The organism is Duganella sp. CF517 (genome assembly GCF_900110275.1).
Classification (GTDB): domain Bacteria; phylum Pseudomonadota; class Gammaproteobacteria; order Burkholderiales; family Burkholderiaceae_D; genus Rugamonas.
The window spans coordinates 68,717-90,110 of record NZ_FODC01000004.1 but is presented as its reverse complement, the minus strand read 5'-3'; the positions used below and the strand labels follow the sequence as shown (position 1 = coordinate 90,110).

Annotated in this window: 21 protein-coding genes; 11 read left to right on the top strand and 10 right to left on the bottom strand. The window is 67.5% G+C overall.

The window, feature by feature from the left end; all coding sequences use genetic code 11:
- Positions 1-3: 3 nt before the first annotated feature.
- The 5 genes from BMX85_RS16520 to BMX85_RS16500 form a co-directional block, all read right to left on the bottom strand.
- Positions 4-1,494 (bottom strand): PAS domain-containing sensor histidine kinase, encoded by a 1,491-nt coding sequence (locus BMX85_RS16520; protein ID WP_090320412.1) that lies wholly within the window; start codon positions 1,492-1,494, stop codon positions 4-6.
- A gap of 71 nt (positions 1,495-1,565) precedes the next feature.
- Complete coding sequence (locus tag BMX85_RS16515) at positions 1,566-2,504, bottom strand: esterase/lipase family protein (RefSeq protein WP_090320409.1); 939 nt, start codon at positions 2,502-2,504, stop codon at positions 1,566-1,568.
- A 90-nt stretch (positions 2,505-2,594) separates the two neighbouring features.
- Entirely contained in the window at positions 2,595-4,226 is a 1,632-nt protein-coding gene (locus BMX85_RS16510; protein WP_090320406.1) for a GMC family oxidoreductase, read from the bottom strand.
- 5 nt (positions 4,227-4,231) lie between these two features.
- A complete protein-coding gene (locus BMX85_RS16505) occupies positions 4,232-4,756 on the bottom strand; it encodes a hypothetical protein (protein WP_090320403.1) in 525 nt (174 codons plus the stop codon).
- A 28-nt stretch (positions 4,757-4,784) separates the two neighbouring features.
- Positions 4,785-5,585, bottom strand: a complete 801-nt coding sequence (locus tag BMX85_RS16500; protein ID WP_090320400.1) for an RNA methyltransferase — start codon at positions 5,583-5,585, stop codon at positions 4,785-4,787.
- A gap of 201 nt (positions 5,586-5,786) precedes the next feature.
- Here BMX85_RS16500 and BMX85_RS16495 point away from each other — a divergent pair, with 201 nt between their 5' ends.
- The 6 genes from BMX85_RS16495 to BMX85_RS16470 all read left to right on the top strand — a co-directional run bounded on the left by BMX85_RS16495 (position 5,787) and on the right by BMX85_RS16470 (position 10,977).
- Positions 5,787-6,569 carry an inositol monophosphatase family protein gene (locus BMX85_RS16495; RefSeq protein ID WP_090320397.1) on the top strand — a complete coding sequence of 261 codons (783 nt, stop codon included), beginning with the start codon at positions 5,787-5,789 and terminating at the stop codon, positions 6,567-6,569.
- Between the two features lie 223 nt (positions 6,570-6,792).
- Entirely contained in the window at positions 6,793-8,208 is a 1,416-nt protein-coding gene (locus tag BMX85_RS16490) for a DEAD/DEAH box helicase (protein ID WP_090320394.1), read from the top strand.
- 233 nt (positions 8,209-8,441) lie between these two features.
- On the top strand, positions 8,442-9,221 hold the full coding sequence (gene otnI, locus BMX85_RS16485) for a 2-oxo-tetronate isomerase (RefSeq protein ID WP_090320391.1): 780 nt from the start codon (positions 8,442-8,444) through the stop codon (positions 9,219-9,221).
- 67 nt (positions 9,222-9,288) lie between these two features.
- Positions 9,289-10,056: a hypothetical protein gene (locus BMX85_RS16480; RefSeq protein ID WP_090320388.1), complete on the top strand. Its 768-nt coding sequence runs from the start codon at positions 9,289-9,291 to the stop codon at positions 10,054-10,056.
- A gap of 18 nt (positions 10,057-10,074) precedes the next feature.
- On the top strand, positions 10,075-10,500 hold the full coding sequence (locus BMX85_RS16475; RefSeq protein WP_090320385.1) for a hypothetical protein: 426 nt from the start codon (positions 10,075-10,077) through the stop codon (positions 10,498-10,500).
- 102 nt (positions 10,501-10,602) lie between these two features.
- The gene (locus BMX85_RS16470) at positions 10,603-10,977 is read left to right on the top strand and encodes a TraR/DksA family transcriptional regulator (protein WP_090320382.1); all 375 of its coding nucleotides are present in this window, start codon (positions 10,603-10,605) and stop codon (positions 10,975-10,977) included.
- A gap of 69 nt (positions 10,978-11,046) precedes the next feature.
- Here the strand turns inward: BMX85_RS16470 and BMX85_RS16465 are convergent, their stop codons facing one another.
- Positions 11,047-11,409, bottom strand: a complete 363-nt coding sequence (locus tag BMX85_RS16465; protein WP_090320378.1) for a hypothetical protein — start codon at positions 11,407-11,409, stop codon at positions 11,047-11,049.
- A gap of 104 nt (positions 11,410-11,513) precedes the next feature.
- Positions 11,514-12,068 (bottom strand): hypothetical protein, encoded by a 555-nt coding sequence (locus BMX85_RS16460; RefSeq protein ID WP_090320375.1) that lies wholly within the window; start codon positions 12,066-12,068, stop codon positions 11,514-11,516.
- Between the two features lie 239 nt (positions 12,069-12,307).
- Here BMX85_RS16460 and BMX85_RS16455 point away from each other — a divergent pair, with 239 nt between their 5' ends.
- From BMX85_RS16455 to BMX85_RS16435, 5 genes are read left to right on the top strand one after another with little or no spacing between them, the layout of a single operon-like run.
- Complete coding sequence (locus BMX85_RS16455; protein WP_229210520.1) at positions 12,308-14,050, top strand: EAL domain-containing protein; 1,743 nt, start codon at positions 12,308-12,310, stop codon at positions 14,048-14,050.
- Positions 14,047-14,397, top strand: coding sequence for a hypothetical protein (locus BMX85_RS16450; protein WP_090320372.1), 351 nt, complete (start codon positions 14,047-14,049; stop codon positions 14,395-14,397). Before BMX85_RS16455 ends, BMX85_RS16450 begins: the two co-directional genes overlap by 4 nt.
- Positions 14,394-15,257, top strand: coding sequence for an HDOD domain-containing protein (locus tag BMX85_RS16445; protein WP_229210519.1), 864 nt, complete (start codon positions 14,394-14,396; stop codon positions 15,255-15,257). Before BMX85_RS16450 ends, BMX85_RS16445 begins: the two co-directional genes overlap by 4 nt.
- Entirely contained in the window at positions 15,254-16,720 is a 1,467-nt protein-coding gene (locus BMX85_RS16440) for an ATP-binding protein (protein ID WP_090320369.1), read from the top strand. The genes BMX85_RS16445 and BMX85_RS16440 overlap by 4 nt, the downstream gene beginning before the upstream one ends.
- A complete protein-coding gene (locus BMX85_RS16435; protein ID WP_090320366.1) occupies positions 16,717-18,063 on the top strand; it encodes a response regulator c-di-GMP phosphodiesterase, NosR family in 1,347 nt (448 codons plus the stop codon). The genes BMX85_RS16440 and BMX85_RS16435 overlap by 4 nt, the downstream gene beginning before the upstream one ends.
- A gap of 15 nt (positions 18,064-18,078) precedes the next feature.
- Here the strand turns inward: BMX85_RS16435 and BMX85_RS16430 are convergent, their stop codons facing one another.
- The 3 genes from BMX85_RS16430 to BMX85_RS16420 form a co-directional block, all read right to left on the bottom strand.
- Positions 18,079-19,407, bottom strand: coding sequence for an ATP-binding protein (locus tag BMX85_RS16430; protein ID WP_090322044.1), 1,329 nt, complete (start codon positions 19,405-19,407; stop codon positions 18,079-18,081).
- Between the two features lie 81 nt (positions 19,408-19,488).
- Entirely contained in the window at positions 19,489-20,367 is an 879-nt protein-coding gene (locus BMX85_RS16425) for a M90 family metallopeptidase (RefSeq protein ID WP_090320364.1), read from the bottom strand.
- Between the two features lie 160 nt (positions 20,368-20,527).
- Entirely contained in the window at positions 20,528-21,112 is a 585-nt protein-coding gene (locus BMX85_RS16420) for a winged helix-turn-helix domain-containing protein (protein ID WP_090320361.1), read from the bottom strand.
- Positions 21,113-21,394 lie beyond the last annotated feature (282 nt).

Genomic DNA, 21,394 nt, shown 5'->3' with positions numbered 1-21,394 from the left:
TTGTCACTCCCCCTGTGATGACTCCAGCGGCAGCGTCAGTGTAAAAATACTGCCGACGCCATACTCGCTGTCAAACAAAATTTCCCCATGCAGCAGGGCGGCCAACTTCTGGCTCAGATGCAGGCCCAGGCCCGTGCCCTCGAACTGGCGCATCGAACTGGCTTGCAACTGCGACAGCGCCTGGTGCCGCCCGCCCTGACCGGCGTCGGCACCGCTGTCGTTATCGCCGATACTGATGGCGGCGCAGCCGCGCCCGTCCACCTGCGTTGTCGCCAGCCGCACTTGCACGGTGCCGCTGTCGGTGAACTTGATCGCGTTGTCGACCAGGTTCATCAAAATCTGCTGCAGCGCGCGGCGGTCGGCCATGACCGTCACTTCCCGTTCGGAACCGACCAGCGCCAGCGCCAGGCCCTTGTTGCGCGCCTGCGGCTGCAGCAGCGCCAGCACCTCGTCGACCAGCGGCCGGCACGCCAGCGGCACCAGCTCCAGCGTCACCTTGCCGGACTCGATCCGGGTCAAATCGAGCAGGTCGTTGATCAACGACAGCAGGTGGCGCGCGCTGCTTTGCACCATCCGCAATTGCTTGGTCTGCTCGGAATTAATGGGCCCAGGCAACTTCATCAACATAGTACCTGTAAAACCGATGATCGCGTTCAACGGCGTCCGCAGCTCGTGCGACATGCCGCCGAGGAAGCGGTCCTTGGCCGCCACCGCCTTTGCCAACTCGACATTCTTTTCATGCAGCGCCAGCTCGATCCGCTTGCGCTCGCCGACGTCGCGGATCGCGCTCATGGTCAGGGTGCCCTCCTCCGTCTCGATCGGGCTCAGGCTGATCTCGACGGGGAACTCGACGCCGTCGCTGCGCAAGCCGTACAAGTCGCGGCCGCTGCCCATCGGCCGCAGCGCCGGCCGCGCGCCGTAATCGTTGCGGTGGGCCCGGTGGCCGGGGCGCAAACGCGCCGGCATCAGCCGCTCGAGCTCCATGCCGCGCAGCGCGCCGGGCTCGTAGCCGAACAGCGTCTCGGCCTGGCGCGTCGCCAGCACGATGCGGCCGCTGGCGTTGGCCACGATGATCGCGTCCGGCATCGATTCCAGGATGCCGTGGAAGCGCGCCTCGACCAGCTTGGCGTCGCGCAGCACCTTGAGCGGGGTGACGTCCTTCTTGCTCCACAAAATATATTCCGGCGCGCCGGCGCCGTCGCGCAGCAGCTTGCTGGTGCTGTCGATGTACACCAGCGCGCCGTCCCTGGCGCGGCGCACCGACTCGTAACTGGCCGCGCCGGCGCCGAGCGTCTGCCGCACCACCGCGCCGCCATCGTCCGCCCCCGGCACCTCGATCAGATCGGCCAGCTTGCGGCCCAGCGCCTCGTCCCCGCCATATCCGAACACCATCCGCGCGCCGTTGTTCCAATACATCACTTCGCCGTCGAGCCGCGTGATGATCACCGCGTCGGGCGTCTCGTCGAGGATAAGGGTGCCGAAGTCCATCGCCATCGTTCCACCTGTTTACTGTACTTCATACGAGTAACCATACAGCAACAAATCCCGTGAAAAATCACACAAAATCACACAGGTGTTGCGGTTTTGATTTCCGCCAGCGCGCAATGCATGATTTCGGGGTGGCGGCCCAGTGCAACATGGCCGATTGCACCAAACACCAGGTTGCGCGCCCCGGGCAAATCGCTCGAATCCTGGGGCGCGACGATATTGTCGTGGACCGAATAAATGGATGAAAATAATTTGCGTTGCAAATCCGCCTCAGTGGCCGCAAGCGAAGCCAGCCATGCGCTGTCGCGCCGCATCTGCACCGCGTTACTTCCAGGACCGAAGCCGGCCAGCGTAGTGCCGTGGTGCGGCGTGCCCAGCGTGATGACGCGGGCGATCCGGGCATGGCCATGGCGGCGCAGATAGGCGCGCGCCACCAGGCCGCCCATGCTGTGCGCGAGCACGACGACTTGCCCGCTGCCGGTCTCGGCGCACAGGCGCTCGACGGCCGCGCGCACCTGCGGCACGAAGTCGTCGATCGCCGCGCCGGGCGGCTCCAGGTCGATGCCGTAATGGCTGATGCGCGCCCGCGTCAGCAGCTTGCTCATCGGAAGCCAGTAGCCGCTGTTGCAGGCGTAACCGTGGATCAGCAGCACCGGCAGGCCGCGCGCCTGCGGTTGCAGGCGCAGCCCCAGCGGGCGCAACATGTAGTACGACGACGCCAGCATCGACGACAGGAATTCGTGCGCGACCAGCTTGACCGCAGTGACGGGATTGAGCGCGTGGCCGGCCGGCGCGGCGCCGCGCGCGCGCCGGCTCAGGCGGAAGTTGTTGACGTTGATGAGCAGGCGCACCAGCAGCACGCAGGCCGCCGCGACCGCCAGGCACGCGAGCGCGGCGACCGGCGCGCCAACCGCGTCGCGCCACGCCGGATGCCACCAGCGGTACAGCGACAACGACAGCGCCAGCATCGCGCCGATCTGGACCGTCAATAAAACGATAAGGAAACGTTTAATCATGGTCCCATCATACTCCCGTCATGCGAACCGAAGTGTCGCAATCATGCGAGCTGACAAGGGCCGCCCTTGTCATTTGCGGGACAATCCCGGCTAAGCCTTTGCTAGCCGCAGCGCCAGGCCGCTGGCCAGCCTGGCGCACACGCCGTACACCGACAACTGCGGATTGGCGCCGATCGACGTCGGGAACAGCGAGCCGTCGTGCACCGACACATTGCGCAGGCCGCGATAGCTGCCGTCGGCGGCGGTCACGCCGCGCCGCTCGTCGGCCGCCATCGCGCAGCCGCCCATCACATGGGCCGACACCACGCGCGTGGCCAGCAGCTTGAAAGGCAGTGCCGCGATCGCCGCCCTGGCCTGGCGCCAGCTGGTGTATTCGCCGGCCGCCTCGTGCACCGGCATCACCGTGCCGGCGCCGGCGGCGAACTGGATCTCTGCCATGCTCAGCAAGGCGCGCCGCGCACCGTCCCACAGGTAGTCGCCGATCGGATAATCGAGCACCGCCGCGCCATCGCCGGACAGCGCCACGCTGCCGCCCGGCGCGTCCGGGTGGAAGCCGTCGCGCAGCAGCGCCAGCAGTGCCTGCGCATGCGGGAAGCGCGCCATCAGGCGCGCGTGCTGCGCGCCGAAGCCGGCCATCGTGGTCGCCATCAGCACCGGATGCAGCGGCGGCGCCTCGAGCTTGTAGCCGACCGGGCCGTCGATGGCGCCGGTGTGCAGGAAGTGGTCGGAATACACCGATTGCGGCGCCCCCGCGTACGCCTCCACGCGCTGCGCGAAGACGGCGGCCGAGACCAGCGTCGGATGCAGGAAGGTGCGCTTGCCCAGCAGGCCGTGCGGATCGGGCGCGACCGAGCGCAGCAGCAGCGCCGGCGTGTTGATGGCGCCGCCGGCGAGCACGAAGTGCCGGGCGCGCAAGGTGATGCGGCGCCCCGTCGGCGCCAAGCCGGCCGCATCGAGCGCCACGCAATCGAGCCGCGCCACCTGGTCGCCGTTGATCGCCAGCCGCTCGGCGCGCGCGCGCGTGAGCAAGGTCGCGCCCAGTTCCAGCGCCGCCGGAATCGTCGTCACCAGCATCGACTGCTTGGCGTTGGTCGGGCAGCCCATGCCGCAATAGCCGAGGTTCCAGCAGCCGCTGACGTTGCGGTGGATGATGCCGGTCGCGATGCCCAGCCTGGCCGCGCCGCGCCGCAGCACGTCGTTGTTCTCGTTCGGCGCCGGCGCCCATTCGGCGATGTCGAGGCGGCGCTCCATCATGGCGAACCACGGCGCCATCGCGTCGGGCGTGTAGTCGGCCAGGCCGTAGTGGCGGTTCCAGTACGCCAGCGTGCCGGGCGGCGTGCGGAAGCTGCTGGTCCAGTTGACCGTGGTGCCGCCGCCGACGGTGCGGCCCTGCAGGATGTTGATGCCCTTGTCGCGCGTCTTGCGCGCCGCCGACTCCTGGTACAGCGCCGGATAGGCGTCGGCCTCGCGCATCTTGAAGTCGCTCGACGACTTCAGCGCGCCCTCCTCGACGATCAGCACGCGCAGGCCGGCGTTCGCCAGGATCTCGGCCGTGACGCCGCCGCCGGCGCCGCTGCCGACGATCACCACATCGGCCTCCAGGACCAAGTCGTCGTCCAGCCGCGCGCAGTCGGTCACGCGCCAGCCGGCGGCCAGGCCGGCGTGGATCGGATCGGGGATCGGGCCACGTTGCGCGGCGATGGGAATGTTGGTGTTGCCCATCCGGTTCACGCCAGCGCTTTGATCGGGCCGGGATAGCCGATCGCGGCCCAGTTGGCCGGCTGCGCGTACCAGGCGCCGGTGATCAGGTCGTGCAGCGCGAGGTAGGCGGTTTGCAGCGTCCGCAGGCGGTGGTGGCGCCAGCTGTGCAGGAAGGCGTCGACCGCGTCCGGCGAGGCCTGCGGCCAGCCGCCGGCGACGCCGGCCAGCAGGCGCCGCACCGGCGCCAGCGACAGCATGCCGAACAGGTCGTGCAGTTGTGTTTGCGCGGCCGGCGCCAGGCCGGCGATGGCCGCGCCGACGTGGTCGACGGTGTGGGCGATCGCGGCCGCGCGGGCGCCGGGCGCGCTCGGCAGCACCGGGCCGAGCATGGACGGGATCAGCGCCGTCAGCAGTGTAGCCGCCGCTCCGTCCAGCGCGAAGCGGTGGCCCGGCGTGGGCGCGCGGGCCAGACGGTAGACGGCGCCGCCGGCGGCCAGTGCGGCCGCCCCGGCCAGGCCGACCTTGAAAAAAGCCCTGCGGTTTGAAGCCATCGTCGCCACCCACCCATGTTATTTTCGTTTAACCGCCCTTGCCCGCCTTGTGCTTGCCGGTCATGTGCCGGGCGATGCCGCGCAGGATATTCACTTCTTCCTTTTCCAGCTGCGCGCGCGAGAACAAGCGCTTGAGCCTGGGCATCAGCTTGCGCGGGTTGCCGGCGTCGAGAAACCCGATCTCCACCAGCGCCCGCTCCAGATGCTGGTACATGCCCTCGATCTGCGCCAGGCTGGCGGCCTCGCCGTGGAAGCCGATGTCGCTGGCGTCGCCGGCCGGCTGGCGCGGCGTGTGGGTCACGCCGGCGCCGTCGAGCACCGCCATCCGGCATTCGTAGGCCAGCACCTGCGCCGCCTGCGACAGGTTCAGCGACGAATATTCCGGATTGGCCGGGATGTTGATCAGCACATTGCATTTTTCCACCAGCTCGTTCGGCAGGCCGAAGCGCTCGTTGCCGAAGATCAGCGCCGCGCGCAGCGCGGGCTGCGCCACCAGCTGCGTCGACAACTGGCGCGGCGTCAGCACCGGCGGCGAGAATTCGCGCAGCCGCGCCGAGACGGCGGCGGCGAAGTTGATGCCGTCGAGCGCCTCGGCGATGCTGCCGACCACCCGCGCGTTGGCCAGGATGTCCTGCGCGCCGCTGGCGAAGGCGACCGCTTCCGGGTCCTGCACCGCGTTCTCGAAGCGCGGCGTGACCAGCACCAGATCGCTGTACCCCATGGTTTTCATGGCCCGCGCGACGGCCCCGATATTGCCGGCCCGGCTCGTTTCGACCAGGATAAATCGCAGTCGGGTGAAAAGATTGGTGTTGATTTCGGGCAGGTTCATTTAAAATAGCGCTATTGCGCGGTATCGATACAATAACTTCAACCTTGCGGCCCGGCCAACAGCCAGCCCGCAAATCCGGATTTTACCCTGTCGGCGCCGCTCCGCTCTTTAATTCACTCTTGTTCCCTAGCGCGCCGCCGCGGCCCCTGTCCGCCGGTGGGCGTTAGCGTTCTTTTAACGGAAAAGCTTAACATGCACCCAATGCTCAACACGGCGATCAAAGCCGCCCGCCGCGCCGCCGCCGTCATCAACCGCGCCTCGTTCGACCTCGACCGCGTCATCGTGACCGAGAAAAACCACAAGGATTTCGTCACCGACGTCGACCAGGCCGCCGAACAGGCGATCATCGAGGTGCTGTCCAAAGCCTATCCGGACCACGCCTTCCTGGCCGAGGAATCGGGTCCGTCCAAGAACGCCAACGACGAGACCGAATACACGTGGATCATCGACCCGCTCGACGGTACCACCAACTTCATGCACGGCTTCCCGCAGTACTGCATCTCGATCGCGCTGTCGCAGCGCGGCGTGATCACCCAGGGCGTGATCTACGATCCGGTGCGCAACGACCTGTTCACCGCCACCAAGGGCGCCGGCGCCTACCTCAACGACAAGCGCATCCGCGTGACCAAGCTCGACCGCATCGCCAACGCGCTGCTGTCGACCGGCTACCAGGCCGGCAACGCCAAGGCGCTGGACGAATACCTGAAAATGTACGGCATCATGGCCGAACGCTCGCACGGCGTGCGCCGTCCGGGCAGCGCCGCGCTGGACCTGGCCTACGTGGCCGCCGGCCGCCTCGACGGCTTCTACGAGAAAGGCTTGAAGCCTTGGGACATCGCCGCCGGTTCGCTGATGGTGACCGAGTCGGGCGGCATCGTCGGCGAATTCAACGGCGAGTCCGATTATCTGTACAAGGGCGACATCATCGCCGCCAGCCCGAAAATCTTCGGCCAGATGGTCGGCCTGCTGACGCCGTTCGCGTAATCGGCGGCGCTGCGCCCCGTAATGGGGCGTGAATAGACAATCTGTTACAAAAAAAGGGAGCATCCGCTCCCTTTTTCATTTCCTATTTGAAACATCAAGCGGACTTAGCTGCTATACTGATAGCTGCGGCATCTGACCAGTCCTTTGCGCCGCAATCCAAAAATCCGATTGCCTGCGACTGGCGCCCTCCGAGGCGACAGGCCGATCCTCATATAAAGTTACCATGTCATTCTCTTCCCTCGGTTTGTCCGACGCTATTGTCCGTGCTGTCACCGAAGCCGGTTACACCACGCCGACCCCGATCCAACTGCAGGCCATTCCCGCGGTCCTGAACGGCGGCGATTTGCTCGCTGGCGCGCAAACCGGCACCGGCAAGACCGCCGGTTTCACCTTGCCGCTGCTGCAACGCCTGTCGACCGACGCCGCCGGCGCGGCGCTGACGAGCAACACCACCACGCGTCCGATCCGCGCGCTGATCCTGACCCCGACCCGCGAACTGGCGGCGCAGGTCGAGGAAAGCGTGCGCATCTACGGCAAGTACACCAAGCTGAACTCGACCGTGATCTTCGGCGGCGTCGGCATCAACCCGCAGATCAAGCAGCTCAAGCATGGCGTCGACGTCCTGGTCGCCACGCCGGGCCGCCTGCTCGACCACATGGAACAGCGCACCGTCAACCTGTCGAAGGTCGAGATCCTGATCCTGGACGAAGCCGACCGCATGCTCGACATGGGCTTCATCCGCGACATCAAGAAAGTGCTGGCGGCGTTGCCGGCCAAGCGCCAGAACCTGCTGTTCTCGGCCACCTTCTCGGACGAGATCAAGGCGCTGGCCGACGGCCTGCTGAACAAGCCGGCGACGATCGAAGTGGCGCGCCGCAACTCGACGGTGGAAGTGATCGCGCAAAAGATCCACCCGGTCGACCGCGACAAGAAGCACCCGATGCTGGCGCACCTGATCAAGTCGAACGACTGGTCGCAGGTGCTGGTGTTCACGCGCACCAAGCACGGCGCCAACAAGCTGGTCGAACAGCTGGGCGCGGACGGCATCGGCGCGATGGCGATCCACGGCAACAAGAGCCAGTCGGCGCGCACCAAGGCGCTGTCCGAGTTCAAGGACAACAAGCTGCAAGTGCTGGTGGCCACCGACATCGCCGCGCGCGGCATCGACATCGACCAGTTGCCGCACGTGGTCAACTACGACCTGCCGAACATCCCGGAAGACTATGTGCACCGCATCGGCCGTACCGGCCGCGCCGGCGCCACCGGCGAAGCGGTGTCGCTGGTCTGCGTGGACGAGCACGACATGTTGAAGGACATCGAAAAGCTCATCAAGCAGACCCTGCCGCGCGAAGTGATCCCGGGCTTCGAGCCCGACCTGAACGCGCGCGCGCAGCCCGTGCAGCTGCGCAGCGCCGGACATCGTCCGGGCGGCGGCCGTAGCGGCGGCGGCGGCGGCCAAGGCCGTGGCAAGCCGGGCGGTGGTGGCGGCGGCGGCGCCAAGACCGGCGGCGGTGGCGGTGGCGGCAGCAAGCCACGCGCGCCTGGCGCCTCGGCCGGCGGCAACGGCGGCGGTGCGCGCACGGGCACCAGCGCCCCGCGCCCGGCGGCCCCGCACCGCTCGGGCGGACGCGGCCGCTAAGCAGCCCCGCGCCCATGCAATGCCGCTCAATGCGAATTGAGCGGCATTTTTTTCGCCCCCACCCCGGGGTCAGTGCCGACATTCGGACATCGCGGAACTTCTGGCGCGCTAAAAGGTTCCCCATCTGCTCTGGTTTGTCCGAATGTCGGCACTGACCCCGGGGGTGAAGCTTTTTTGGGGGGGCGGGCAAATTTCGTTTACGATATCGGATTGCTAACGATTATCGGAACGTCATGCCACGCTTCGCCGCCAACCTGTCGATGCTGTTCACCGACGCCCCCTTCCTCGACCGCTTCGCGCTGGCGCGGGAGGCCGGCTTCGATGCCGTCGAGTTCCTTTTTCCGTACGCCTATGACGCCGCGCAGATCGCCGAACGGCTCGATCGCAACGGCCTGCGACTGGTGCTGTTCAACCTGCCTTGCGGCGATTGGGATGCCGGCGAGCGCGGCATGGCCTGCGATCCGCTGCGCGTGGACGAGTTCCGCGCCGGCGTGCGGCCGGCGCTGGACTACGCGCTGGCGCTGGGCGCGACCCGCTTGCATTGCATGGCCGGCAAGCCGCCGCCCGGCCTGGCGCCGGCGGCGGCGCGCGCCGCCTTTGTCGACAACCTGCGCCATGCCGCCGATCTGGCCCTGCCGCACGGCATCGACCTGCTGATCGAGCCGATCAACCATTTCGACATGCCCGGCTATTTCCTCACCCGCAGCGCGCAGGCGCTCGACATCCTCGCCGAGGCGGACCGCCCCAACCTGTTCCTGCAGTACGACATCTATCACATGCAACGCATGGAGGGCGAGTTGAGCAACACCATCCGCGCCAACCTGCCGATGATCAAACACATGCAGATCGCCGACACCCCGGGCCGCCACGAGCCGGGCAGCGGCGAGATCAACTACCGCCACCTGTTCAGGCTGATCGACGAACTCGGCTACACGGGCTGGCTGGGCTGCGAATACGTTCCCGCCGGCGACACCGTCGCCGGCCTCGATTGGCGGCGCGCACTGGCGCCGTAACCTGTGCATTCGCAAAGCAGTCGTAAACACCCAGCGCAACAATAGTCCCAACCCCAAAGGAGCACCCATGAAACTGCCGCGTCTTTTCCTGTTACTCGGATTGCTGGCCCTGCTCGGCGGTTGCGCCAGCAGCACGCCGCGCATGGCCGAGGTACGCGCCTTCGCCGCCCAGGCGCCCAAGCTGAACGCGTATCACGAACTGACCGAACGCTACCGAACGACCTACCAGCGCGTACAGCCCTTCCTGACGGCCGCCGCCGACGCCCGCGAGGCCGAGCTCGACGCCAAGCGGCGCCAGGCGTGCGACGATTTCGTCAAGCTGCAATACGGCGTGCAAGCGTACATGCAAACGCTGGGCGTGCTGGCCGGCGACGAGCAGTACGAATTGCGCGACCAGATCAAGACCATCGGCGGCGGCATCAATGCCTGGCCCGACTCCGGCATCGAGGAGAAACACGTCAACGCCTTCGCCCGGCTGACGACCTTGATCGCGCGCGCCATCACGGCGCCGGCCCAGGAACGCGCCGTCAACCAGGTCATGCGCGACGCCGAGCAACCGGTGCGCGACCTGCTCGAGGCCATGGGCACGCTGCTGCGGCTGTACGACAAGTCCAGCGAGAACGAGGAGCGCATCGTCATCGGCATGCTGGAGTCGGAGATTCCCTTCCTCGACCCGGCCCGCGACCGCTTGCTGACGGCGCTGGCCAAAAGCGCGCAGCAGAACAAACAAGCCGAGTACCGCCTGATCGGCCAGCGCCAGACCCTGGCGCGCAAAAACCTGGCGGCGATCGAGCAGAGCCACCGCGCGCTGCTCGACCAGATCCCGTCCAACTAAGCCCATACAGGAGCAGCGATGACTACCAATCCCCTTCAGCTGGACATCGAAGCGCTGGCCGACAGCCTGTCCGCCAGCGCCGACGCCCTGCATACGCGCCTGATGCGCGATATCCGCCAGAAACCGCCGGCGATCGCGCAGACGGTCGCGCAGGCGCTGTTTGAAAACGAAGTGGCGCTGCGCCAGCGCGCCAACAGCCTGTACCTGGAGGCGGCGGTGCTGGCCGCGAGCGGACTGGGCGGCACGCAGCAGCAGTTGCTGGACGTGACCGCCCGCGCGCAGGAAAAAATCCGCAAGATCCAGCACACCAAGGATTTGATCCAGCTGACCGGCGAGCTGCTGTCGCTGGCGGCGGCCATCGCCACCGGCAAACCCGACAAGCTGGCCAAGCCGTTCGAGACCATCAAGCACCATCTGCAGGCGATGGACGCGCCGCCGGCCTGAGGTCCGCACCGGCGCACGGCCACGCCGCGGATCCACGCCGGCCCGCCGCTGGGCCGAACAAACCGCGCCACCTCCGGTCAAACGACGTAAGGAGCGCGCGGCATGAACGGACTGGACGAACATCAATGGCGGACCTTGCAGGCGCGGCTGGAGCGCGCCCGCAAGGCGCTGCTCAGCCAACTCGCGGACGATCTGGACCGCAGCACCGACGTGCGCCTGCCGTTGCCGCACGAGGCCGAAGCCTCGCCGGCCGACAACGCCAGCCAGCGCACGCTCAACGCCCTCGTCCACGAGACGGCGGCCCACACCACCAAACAATTGTCGACCGTCAGGCAGGCACTGGCCAAGTTTGACGACGACAGCTATGGACTGTGTGAAAACTGCGGAGAGGAAATCGGCTTCTCGCGGCTCGACGCGCGGCCGGAAGCGCGCCTGTGCATCGGGTGCCAGACGCGCATGGAACAGCGGCGCCGTTGAGGCCGCAACCGGGTTGAAAAGTACGTCCGTTGAAAAGTGAAGCCGTCGAGCGGTTGGCGCGTGGACCGGTCAGCCGCCGTCGCGCCAGGGCTGGCTGCGGATTTTCGCCACCTGGCGCTGCGCCATCATTCGCCACAGCCGCAGCGCGTCCGCCGGCGCCGGCGCCGTCATCGTGCGCGGATCGGCCAGGGCGATCTCGCAGTCGCGGTCGGACCATTCGGCGAAGCGCACGGCGCCGCCGCTGGCGACCTCCATTTCGTACATGAGGCCGTCGTCATAGCCGAAGCGCAGCACAACGCTGCCGGCGGCGCCGTCGGGACCGGCGTCGCCGCCGCTGTAGAGTTCGGCCAGCGCGGCCGCCATCTGCGCCTCGGACGGCGCGCTCACATCCCGCCCGTCCGCCAGCGTCAACACCAGCCACGCGTGTGTCATAGCCGCATCCCCCATGCAAGCGGTCGATTGTAGCAACGATCCCCGGGAAAATCGCGCCCGCGCTGCCACCGTCTCGCATAAGCAACAACCGCGGCAACGACTGCTTAGGCAGGCACGGGCCGCGAGGTGGGGTCGAAGTCGCGCCAATCGCCGGCGCTGATGTTGCCCTCGGCGCGCTCGACATCCTTGGCGCCCAGGCCGCGCAGCACGTCAAGCGCCTGTTGCTCCTGGCCGCTGTCGACCACCTCGACGGCGATCATCATGCCCGACTTGCGCGGCGCGCGCATGTTCTCCGCGCTGCCCTCCTCCGACTCGCCGGCGTCCTTCATCTTCGAAAAACTGAACAGCGAACCGACGTGGGCGCCGACCAGCGCGCCGACCACCGGACCCAGCGGGCCGGCCACCGGAATCGCGGCGGTCCCGGCCACCGCGCCGGCCACGGCGCCCGTGGCGCCGCCCTGCACCACGCCGTCGTCGGTCTCCTTGGCGCCCGGCGACTTGTCGTGGTCGCCGCCGAGTTCATACATGTCGTGCTGCCCCTGCGGATTGACGTAGAAGGCGCTGATGCGGTCGGCGGCGAAGCCGGCGCGCAGCAAGGCGATGCGCGCGTCCGCGATTTCATCCTGTAGCTGGAAATGCCCCGCAATAATATTGCTCATGCTGTTCTCCCTGGTTTCGGCCGAAGCCCGATCAGCGCAATATGCACCGGCGCGGCCGCCGTTTCCGTGCGCTTACGCACTGAGGGCGCCGGTTCGGCGCGGCCGGGCCGGAGCGGCCAGTGTCCGATGTGTGCAACGAGTTGATACCGGATGACAACTATGGGTGGCTTGGCCGTATAATCGATCGCATGACGGCAGATATTTTGCAGCCCACAGCTTGCATTTGAATAGGAACGCCGATGACCACCGCTCCACTCCCGCGGTCACTGCTCGCCCCGGCCTCCGTCGGCGACGATAGCGCCGGCGCCCTGCGCGCGCCGATGCTGGCGTCACCGCCGTCGGCCGACGAGGGGGACCCGGGCGCCGGTCTGCGGCAGGCGCTGGCGTCGGAGCAACTGGTGCTGCTGTACCAGCCGCTGGTCGACCTGCGGACCGGCGCCGTCGCCAGCCTGGAGGCGCTGGTGCGCTGGCGCCACCCGGTCCACGGTATGCTGGCCGCGCGCGAATTCCTGGCGCTGGCCGACGCCGCCGGCTTGGCCGGCGCGATCGACGACTGGGTGCTGGGCCAGGCCTGCCGCGACCTGCACGCGTGGCGCGCGGCCGGCCTGAGCAGCTTGAAGGTGGCGATCAACGTCGCCCCCAGCCGGTTCCGCGATCCGGCCCTGGGCGCGGCCGTGGCCGCCATGCTGAAGGAGTGCGGGATCGCGCCCGATATGCTGACCCTGGAAGTGACCGAGAGCGCGCTGACGCAGGCCGGCGCCGACTGCGACGCGCTGCTGGCCGGCTTCAAGGCTGCGGGGCTGCGCCTGACCCTGGACGACTTCGGCACCGGCCACGCCTCGCTGAGCAACCTCAAGCGCTTTCCGTTCGACGCGCTCAAGATCGACGCCCACTTCATCCGCGACGTCGTCACCAGCGGCCACGACGCGGCCATGTGCAAGACCTTGATCGCCATGGCGCACCACCTGGGGATGAAGGTGGTGGCCGAGGGCGTCGAAACCGAAGCCCAGTGCGACTTCCTGCGGCGCAATCTGTGCGACCTGATCCAGGGATATTTCTTCGCCCCGCCGCTCGCGGCCGACGAGGTCGGCCACCTGCTCACCAGCGGCCGCGCGCTGGCGCCGCACCTGCGGCACATGCACAAGCCGCCGCGCCGCCTGCTGCTGGTCGACGACGAACCGAACATCGTCTCCGCGCTCAAGCGCCTGCTGCGCGCCGACCAGTACGAGATCCACAGCGCCAACGACGGCCAGCAGGGCCTCGAGCTGCTGGCCCGGCAGCCGGTCGACGTCATCATCTCCGACCAGCGCATGCCGGGCATGCTGGGCGCCGATTTCCTGCGCAAGGCCAGGCAGCAGTATCCGGACACCATCCGCATCATGCTGTCCGGCTACACGGAACTGCAGTCGGTCACCGACGCCGTCAACGAGGGCGCGATCTATAAATTCCTGACCAAGCCGTGGGACGACGACTTGCTGCGCGGCCATGTGGCCGAGGCGTTCCGCCTCAAGGAGATCGCCGACGACAACCAGCGCCTGCACCTGGAGGTGCGCAGCGCCAACCTGGAACTGGCCGCCGCCAACCGCCAGCTGGAACAGCTGCTGCTGGAAAAGCAAGGGCAGATCAAGCGCGACGAGGTCAGCCTGAGCGTGGCGCGCGAAGTGCTGCAGCATCTGCCGCTGCCGGTGATCGGCATGGACGACGGCGGCATGATCGCCTTCATCAACGGCGCCGCCGAGGGCCTGTTCCACCACAGCGGCACGCTGCTGGGCAACGAGGCCGGCAGCGTGCTGCCGCAACTGTTTCCACCGGCCGGCGCCGCCGGCCCCGCGCGCGCGCAAGCGCCGCGCGACAGCGGCCCGACCTGCCACCTGGTCGACATCGACGGCCGCCGCTACGCGGTGGTGGTGTATCCGATGGGCGAGAGCTCGGCCTCGCGCGGCAGCCTGATCACGCTGAGCCTGACCGGAGCAGCGCCATGAACGCCGCGGCCAAACCGACCGAGATCGACCTCGACCAGGCCGCCGCCGGCATGACCCTGGCCAGCGCCCTGCTCGACGCCCACGGCGGCGTGCTGCTGCCGCGCGACGCCGCGCTGACCGACAGCATGCTGGCGTCGCTGCGCCGGCGCGGCGTCGAGCGCTGCGTGGTGTGGGCGCCGGAGGAAGCGGCCGCGGTCGATCCGGCGCAACTGGCGCGCGAGCGCGAACTGCGCATGCAACGGCTGCAGCGGCTGTTCCGCCACAGCGGCGACGACACCGGCGCGGAAACGGGCGGCGGGCTGTTGCTGCGCGTGCTGCGCGCCTACCGCGAGCGGGACCCCGCGTGATCGCGGCCGACGACATCATCAAGTGCGTGCGCGACCTGCCGTCGCTGCCGGCGGTGGTGGCCGAACTGCTGGCGACGATGGAGCGGGAGGACATCGACACCCACGTGCTGGCGGCCAAGATCGCGCTCGACCAGGCGTTGACGGCCAAGACGCTGCGCCTGGCCAACTCGTCGTTCTACGGCCTGCAATCGAAAGTCACCACCATCCAGCAGGCGATTTCGGTGCTGGGGTTCCACAGCATCCGCACCCTCGTGACGGCCTGTTCGGTGACGGCCAGCTTCACGCCCGACAAGGACATCGAGTTCGACTTCCAGGCGTTCTGGCGCCACGCCATCGGCAGCGCCGTGTGCGCGCGCGCGCTGGCGCCGCGCCTGGGCGTCAATCCGGACACCGCCTTCACCGCCGGCCTGCTGCACGACCTCGGCACGCTGGTGCTGTGCACCCGCTTTCCGGCCGACTACCGGCGCGTGGCGGCCTACCGGCGCGAACACGATTGCGTCACCTCGGCCGCCCAGCTGGCCGTGTTCGGCATCGACCACGCCGCCGTCGGCGCCGCGCTGACGTCCCACTGGAAGTTTCCGCAACAGATACAGGCGGCCGTGGCCGGCCACCACCTGGCCGACCAGGCCGTCGCGCAAGCCACCGGCGGCGCGCGCGCCGCCCCCACGCTGACCATGGTGGTCTACATGGCCAACATCCTGGCCCACGCGCTCGACATGTCGGGCCAGGAGGACGACCAGGTGCCGCCGCTGCCGCTCGAGGTATGGCAAGCGCTGGCGCTGGACGACGGCGCCTGGGACAGCACCTTCGCCGAGGCCGAGCAACTGTTCCACGACATGTGCCAGACCCTGACGCCATGAGCCACGCGACCACCTCCATCGCAGCCGAACAGGACGGCCCGGCGGACATCGCGCTGTCGGAGTTTTTCGACGGCCACCCGGTGGCCACCTTCGCCATCGACACCGCGCACGTGGTCACCCACTGGAACCGCGCCTGCGAGCAGCTGCTGGGCTGGACCAAGGCCGACATGGTCGGCACCGCCAACCACTGGCAGGCGTTCTACCCCAGGCCGCGCCCCCTGCTGGCGGACGTCATCATCGCCGGCGCCGCCGGGCTGGAAAGCGAGCTGGAGCGGCTGTATCCCGGCAAGCACCGGCGCTCGGCGCTGATCCCGGACGCCTACGAGGTCGAAGAGTTCTTCCCCAACATCGGCGCCAGCGGCCACTGGCTGCATTTCACCGCCGCCCCGCTGCGCGACGGCAACGGCCGCGTGGTCGGCGCCATTGAAACCTTGCGCGACGTCACCGAGCGGCGGGTGGCGGAAAACGCGCTGCGCCGCGCCCACGACAACCTCGAGCACGTGGTCGACAAGCGCACCGGCCAATTGGCCGACATCAACGCCAAGCTGCAGGAGGACATCGCCCAGCGCCTGCTGGCCGAGGCCGAGCTGCGCCGCAGCAACCTGGAGTTGACGGAACTGAACCAGCAATTGTCGCGCGCCCAGCAGCAGCTGCTGCAAGCCGACAAGCTGGCCTCGATCGGCCAGCTGGCCGCCGGCGTGGCCCACGAGATCAACAATCCGATCGGCTACATCTTCTCCAATTTCCGCACGCTGCAAAACTACCTGGACCAGCTGTTCGGCATGCTCGACGCCTACCAGAGGGCCGAGCCGTCGCTGGCGGCGCCCGACGCCGCCACCTTGCGCGCGCTGCGCGAGCGCATCGACCTCGACTTCCTGCGCCAGGACATCCCGACCCTGATGGCCGAGTCCGGCGAAGGCATCGTGCGGGTGCGCCACATCGTGCAAGACTTGAAGGATTTCTCGCGCGTGGACGCCAACCAGGAATGGGTCTGGGCCGATCTGCACCGCGGCATCGACTCGACCTTGAACATCGTCAGCAACGAAGTCAAATACAAGGCCGACGTCGTCAAGGAGTACGGCGCCATCCCCGACATCCAGTGCCTGCCGCTGCAAATCAACCAGGTGGTGATGAACCTGATCGTCAACGCCGCCCACGCCATCGGCGACGAGCGCGGGCGCATCACCGTGCGCACCGGCCGCGACGGCGACGACCACGTCTGGCTGGAGATCGGCGACAACGGCAGCGGCATCGCGCCGGAAACCGTGTCGCGCATCTTCGACCCGTTCTTCACGACCAAGGCCATCGGCAAGGGCACCGGCCTCGGCCTGTCGCTGGCCTACGGCATCGTACAAAAACACAGCGGCCGTATCGACGTCGATACCGCGCTCGGCCAGGGTACCCGCTTCCGCGTGCGGCTGCCGATCCGCCATGGCGCCGCCACCGAGGACCCCACAGCATGAACCAACCGCCCCTTCCGCCGACTCCATCGCTCGCCGCGCACGCCGCGGCCGCGCCGCCCACCGTGCTGTGCGTCGACGACGAACCGAACATCCTGTCGTCGCTGCGGCGCCTGTTCCGCGCCAACGGCTACCGCGTGCTCACCGCCGAGGGCGGCGCGCCGGGGCTGGCGGTGCTGGAGAAGGAGGCGGTCGACCTGGTCATCTCCGACATGCGCATGCCGGAGATGGACGGCGCCCGCTTCCTGGCCAAGGTGCGCGAACGCTGGCCCGACACCTTGCGCATCCTGCTGACGGGCTACTCCGACATCCAGTCGATCCAGGACGCCATCAATTGCGGCGAGATCTACCGCTACATCACCAAGCCGTGGGAAGACAGCGACATGCTGTTGCTGGTGCGCCACGCGCTGGAACGGCGCCAGCTCGAACTCGACAAGCAGCGGCTGGAGGCGCTGGCGCTGCGCCAGAACGAGGAGCTCAAGCTGCTCAACCAGAGCCTCGAGGCCAAGGTCGAGGCGCGCACCCGGCTGCTCAAGGTCGAGCACGAGGCGACGGTGGCGGCCAACAACAAGCTCAAGACCAATTTCGTCACCACCATCAAGATCTTCTCGACGATGATCGAGCTGCGCGCGCACAACCAGCCGGGCCACGCGCGCCAGGTGGCCGACCTGGCGCGCCAGCTGTGCGTGCGGCTCGAGCTCGACGCCAAGGAAAGCCAGGACGTGTTCATCGCCGCGCTGCTGCACGACATCGGCAAGATCGGCTTCAGCGACGACATGCTGTCGACGCCGCTGACGATGCTGGCCGGCGACGCGCTGGGCCTGTTCCGCAAGCATCCGATCCGCGCCGCCGAGCTGTTGATGCCGCTCGAGGAGTTGCGCGGCAGCGCCGCCATCCTGCGCGCCCAGCTCGAACGCTTCGACGGCAACGGCTTCCCCGACGGCCTGGCCGGGCTGGCCATTCCGCTGGGCGCGCGCATCCTGTCGCTGGCGGTCGACTATTACAACCTGCAACAGGGCGGCATGGTGCAGCGCCACCTGCGCGCCGACGAGGCCAAGTCGCTGATCCTCGACGCCAGCGGCAAGCGCTACGACCCGAACGTGGTGTCGGCGTTCCGCCAGATCATGGACGGCGGCGTCAGCGCGGCGGTGGTCGGGGTCGAGGTGTTGTCGGGCGAGCTGTTGCCCGGCATGGTGCTGGCGCGCGACCTGGTCAGCCGCGACGGCCTGATGCTGCTGACGGTCGACCACACGCTCGACGCCCGCATGATCCAGCAGGTGCAGGATTTCGAATCCAAGGCCGGCGGCCGGCTGTCGATCTGGGTGCGCAACCCCAAGGCGGAGTGAGCGCGGGGCCGGCCTTCAGACCCTGGCCGGCGTCTCCAGCGACTGCGGCGGGCGCACCGGCAGGTGCACCGTGAAGCGCGTGCCCTGGCCGAGCACCGAGGCGACGTCGATGCGCCCGCCATGGCGGTTGACGATGCCGTAGGACAGCGACAAGCCCAGGCCCGTGCCGCTGCCGACCGGCTTGGTGGTGAAGAACGGTTCGAAGATCCGCTTGAGGTTGGCCTGCTCGATGCCGACGCCGTTGTCGCCGACCTCGATCCAAACCCAGCCGTCGGCGCCGCCGGTGCGGATCGTGATCACGCCGCCCTGCTCGCGCAGCGCGTGGGCGGCGTTGACCAGCAAATTCATGAACACCTGGTTCAGCTGCGAGGCCAGGCAGGTGACCGGCGGCAGCACGCCGTACGCCTTGTCGACCCGCGCCTTGTACTTGATCTCGTTGCTGACGATGGTCAGCGTGCTATCCAAGCCGTGATGTAGGTCGGCCACCTGCCACTCGGTCTCGCCGACGTGCGAAAAATCCTTGAGCGCCTGGACGATGTCCTTCACGCGCTTGAGGCCGTCCATCGACTCGCGCACCAGGTCGGTCACGTCCTCCTTGAGGAACTCCAGGTCGGCCTGGTTGCGCAGCGCGGCCAGCTGCACCGCCAGGTTCGGATGGGGCGCGGCCGCCTGCTCGTACTGGTCGATCACGCCGAGCAAGGTGCCGACGTAGTTCTTCAGCGAGCTCATATTGGAATTGACGAAGCCGACCGGGTTGTTGATCTCGTGGGCGATGCCGGCGGCGAGCTGGCCGATCGAGGCCATCTTCTCCGATTGCAGCAGCTGCTCGTGGGCGCTGCGCAGCTCGCCGATCAGCTGTTGCTGCTCGACGCCGCGCGCCTGCAGCGCCTCCTCCATCAGCTTGCGCTCGGTGATGTCGGTCAGCGAGCCGATCACTTCGAGCGGGGCGCCCTTGTCGTCGCGGATCAGGCGCAGCGAATCGTGCATCCACAGATAGCTGCCGTCGTGGATGCGGAAGCGGTACTCGTAGGCGCGCTGGCCTTCGGTGAACACCAGCGCCAGGCTGGAGAAGATGCTCGGCGCGTCGTCCGGGTGGATGTGGTCGAACCAGAAATTGGGATCGGCCACCATCTGCTCGGGACGGTAGCCGAGCACGTTGAAGGCGTTGTTACTGACGAAGGTCATCTTGAAGTCACCGCTGGGCACGGTGCAATAGATGATGGCGGGGGTGTTGTCGACCAGATACTGCAGCCGGACGATGGGCGACGTCGCCTCGGCGGCGGCCGGCGCGGCGCGCGGGGCGCTGGCGTCGGAGGTGAATAATTCGAACTCGTCAAATTGCATGGTGATAGCCTCGTTGGCGTCGCGCATGGACAATTATGCCTCATCCGTGACAGCCCGGGGCGGAATCCCGGGTCCGGCTATTCAGTGCGACCAGGTCGGGTTCCACGCGTACGGCGCATCGGCCGGCGCTTCCGGCGGCGGCGGCGGCGGCAGCCATTCGCGCGGATCGACCCGGTAATACTTCAGGAACTCGGCGAACAGCTCGCCGTGGTGCTCGGCCATCTGGTACGGCTTTTCAAAAAAGGTTTCGGTGGCGACGGCGAAGAACTCGGCCGGATTGGTGGCGCCGTAATGGTCCATCACGCTCTGCTGGCGGTACATCGCGCTGTGGCGCAGGTGCTGGAAATTGCGCGACAACACCTCGGCCCACTCGCTGTAGCTGTCCGGGCTGCCCAGATACGGGGCGCCGTTGGCGCGGCCCGACTCGCTGTCGAGCTGGTGCGCGAATTCGTGCAGCACGATGTTGTGGCCGTCGGTCCAGTCGTCGGCGCCGCGCCGCACGTCGTCCCACGACAGCACGACGCGGCCGTCGTCCCACGATTCGCCCAGCATGCTCTGGTGTCCCGGCGTGACGACGCCGCCCGGGCCGACCTCTGCGCGGCGCGCCACGAATTCACTCGGATAGACCAGGATGGTGTGCAGCGCCGGATAGACTTTGGTGGGGCGGTTGAGCAGCAACAGGCAGGCCTGGCCGGCGATGATGACGGCCATCTCGTCGGTCAACTCGACGCCTTCGCAGCCGACGAATTTCTTTTGATGTAGAAATTGCACGACCAGCCGCTGCAGTTGCTGCTGCAACTCGGGTGTCATGCGGCGGTAGACGGGGATGTTGCGCTGTAAAACGGCTTGCGCCTCGGCCGGCAACGGCTTGGCCAGCACCCGTTGCAGGCGCCAGCGGGGCACATAAAAAGGCAGCGCTATCGCCAGCGCCGTCAGGCCGATCCAGATCAAAGCTTCCATGTGCCGCGCGTCCGTGTGATATCCATTGCTGGCTAAGTGGGGCGGCTTGTCTGCTTTTCAATATGCAAACAGCCGGGCATGCCCGGCTGTCGATCTTACACCTGTTCGCCGGCCTCGGCGGCCGGCGGCTTGTGCGCGCTGATTCGGCGCTTCAGGCGGCTTATTCGGCCGCTTTCTGCTCCGAAGGAGCCGAGCCGAACAGCGCGGCGACCAGTGGATCGCGCATCACCGGACCACGGTTGACGCGGATCGCGTAGTGGGTGTCGTCGGCCAGGATGTGGAAGTGGCGGCCGCTGCCGGCCATGGCCTGCTCGCGGATGCCTGGACGTTCCTTGCGCGGAGGCGCGCCTTCGCGCTTCGGCTGCACGATCGCGGCCAGGAAGGCGGCGACGCGTTCCGGGTCGGGGGTCAGCTGGTACACGGCCTTGCCCAGATAGGTGGCGGTACCTTCGACATAGCGGGCCAGTTCGATCACGCCGGCTTCGCGCAGGTCGCGGATGTATTTGCGGGCGCCGGACGGCGAGAACTTGAGGAACCAGGCGATTTCGTCGGCCAGCATCTCGTGCATCGACAATTCGCCGATCAGTTTTTGCATATTTTCTATGCGACGCAGGGTCGCAGAGGTCGAACGCACACGCTCGATCGACGCCATCGACAGCGCCGGTTTGCGGTCCAGAGGGGCCGGGGCCGGACGTTCCACCAGCATCAGCTTGGTGGTAGCCTGCATTTCCGGCGAGGCTTTCATCTCATTCTGAACCAGATGTTGAGGTTGTCTAACTGCATGCATTTGAACACTCCTTATAACAATTTGCCGAGATTAGTGGCAGCGAGAGGGGTGGCCTACGGTTTGAAACGCCACAGTCTCTGCATCTGACTCAAGAATGCCTTGTCGTGGCGCACCAGTCTGTGCGGCAACGAACATTAGTGACCGAACCGCGGACTTATTGATCCGAAACCCATCGCGCAGGCCGAACGGCGAGCTGTCGCCCTTAATTTCCGGCCCCCGCCCTCGATTCCGGCCATATAG

Bases quoted from the DNA above. Each gene is read 5' to 3' on its own strand.
- BMX85_RS16520 (WP_090320412.1), bottom strand. From the start codon at position 1,494: ATGGCGATGGACTTCGGCACCCTTATCCTCGACGAGACGCCCGACGCG.
- BMX85_RS16515 (WP_090320409.1), bottom strand. From the start codon at position 2,504: ATGATTAAACGTTTCCTTATCGTTTTATTGACGGTCCAGATCGGCGCG.
- BMX85_RS16510 (WP_090320406.1), bottom strand. From the start codon at position 4,226: ATGGGCAACACCAACATTCCCATCGCCGCGCAACGTGGCCCGATCCCC.
- BMX85_RS16505 (WP_090320403.1), bottom strand. From the start codon at position 4,756: ATGGCTTCAAACCGCAGGGCTTTTTTCAAGGTCGGCCTGGCCGGGGCG.
- BMX85_RS16500 (WP_090320400.1), bottom strand. From the start codon at position 5,585: ATGAACCTGCCCGAAATCAACACCAATCTTTTCACCCGACTGCGATTT.
- BMX85_RS16495 (WP_090320397.1), top strand. From the start codon at position 5,787: ATGCTCAACACGGCGATCAAAGCCGCCCGCCGCGCCGCCGCCGTCATC.
- BMX85_RS16490 (WP_090320394.1), top strand. From the start codon at position 6,793: ATGTCATTCTCTTCCCTCGGTTTGTCCGACGCTATTGTCCGTGCTGTC.
- otnI (WP_090320391.1), top strand. From the start codon at position 8,442: ATGCCACGCTTCGCCGCCAACCTGTCGATGCTGTTCACCGACGCCCCC.
- BMX85_RS16480 (WP_090320388.1), top strand. From the start codon at position 9,289: ATGAAACTGCCGCGTCTTTTCCTGTTACTCGGATTGCTGGCCCTGCTC.
- BMX85_RS16475 (WP_090320385.1), top strand. From the start codon at position 10,075: ATGACTACCAATCCCCTTCAGCTGGACATCGAAGCGCTGGCCGACAGC.
- BMX85_RS16470 (WP_090320382.1), top strand. From the start codon at position 10,603: ATGAACGGACTGGACGAACATCAATGGCGGACCTTGCAGGCGCGGCTG.
- BMX85_RS16465 (WP_090320378.1), bottom strand. From the start codon at position 11,409: ATGACACACGCGTGGCTGGTGTTGACGCTGGCGGACGGGCGGGATGTG.
- BMX85_RS16460 (WP_090320375.1), bottom strand. From the start codon at position 12,068: ATGAGCAATATTATTGCGGGGCATTTCCAGCTACAGGATGAAATCGCG.
- BMX85_RS16455 (WP_229210520.1), top strand. From the start codon at position 12,308: ATGACCACCGCTCCACTCCCGCGGTCACTGCTCGCCCCGGCCTCCGTC.
- BMX85_RS16450 (WP_090320372.1), top strand. From the start codon at position 14,047: ATGAACGCCGCGGCCAAACCGACCGAGATCGACCTCGACCAGGCCGCC.
- BMX85_RS16440 (WP_090320369.1), top strand. From the start codon at position 15,254: ATGAGCCACGCGACCACCTCCATCGCAGCCGAACAGGACGGCCCGGCG.
- BMX85_RS16435 (WP_090320366.1), top strand. From the start codon at position 16,717: ATGAACCAACCGCCCCTTCCGCCGACTCCATCGCTCGCCGCGCACGCC.
- BMX85_RS16430 (WP_090322044.1), bottom strand. From the start codon at position 19,407: ATGCAATTTGACGAGTTCGAATTATTCACCTCCGACGCCAGCGCCCCG.
- BMX85_RS16425 (WP_090320364.1), bottom strand. From the start codon at position 20,367: ATGGAAGCTTTGATCTGGATCGGCCTGACGGCGCTGGCGATAGCGCTG.
- BMX85_RS16420 (WP_090320361.1), bottom strand. From the start codon at position 21,112: ATGAAAGCCTCGCCGGAAATGCAGGCTACCACCAAGCTGATGCTGGTG.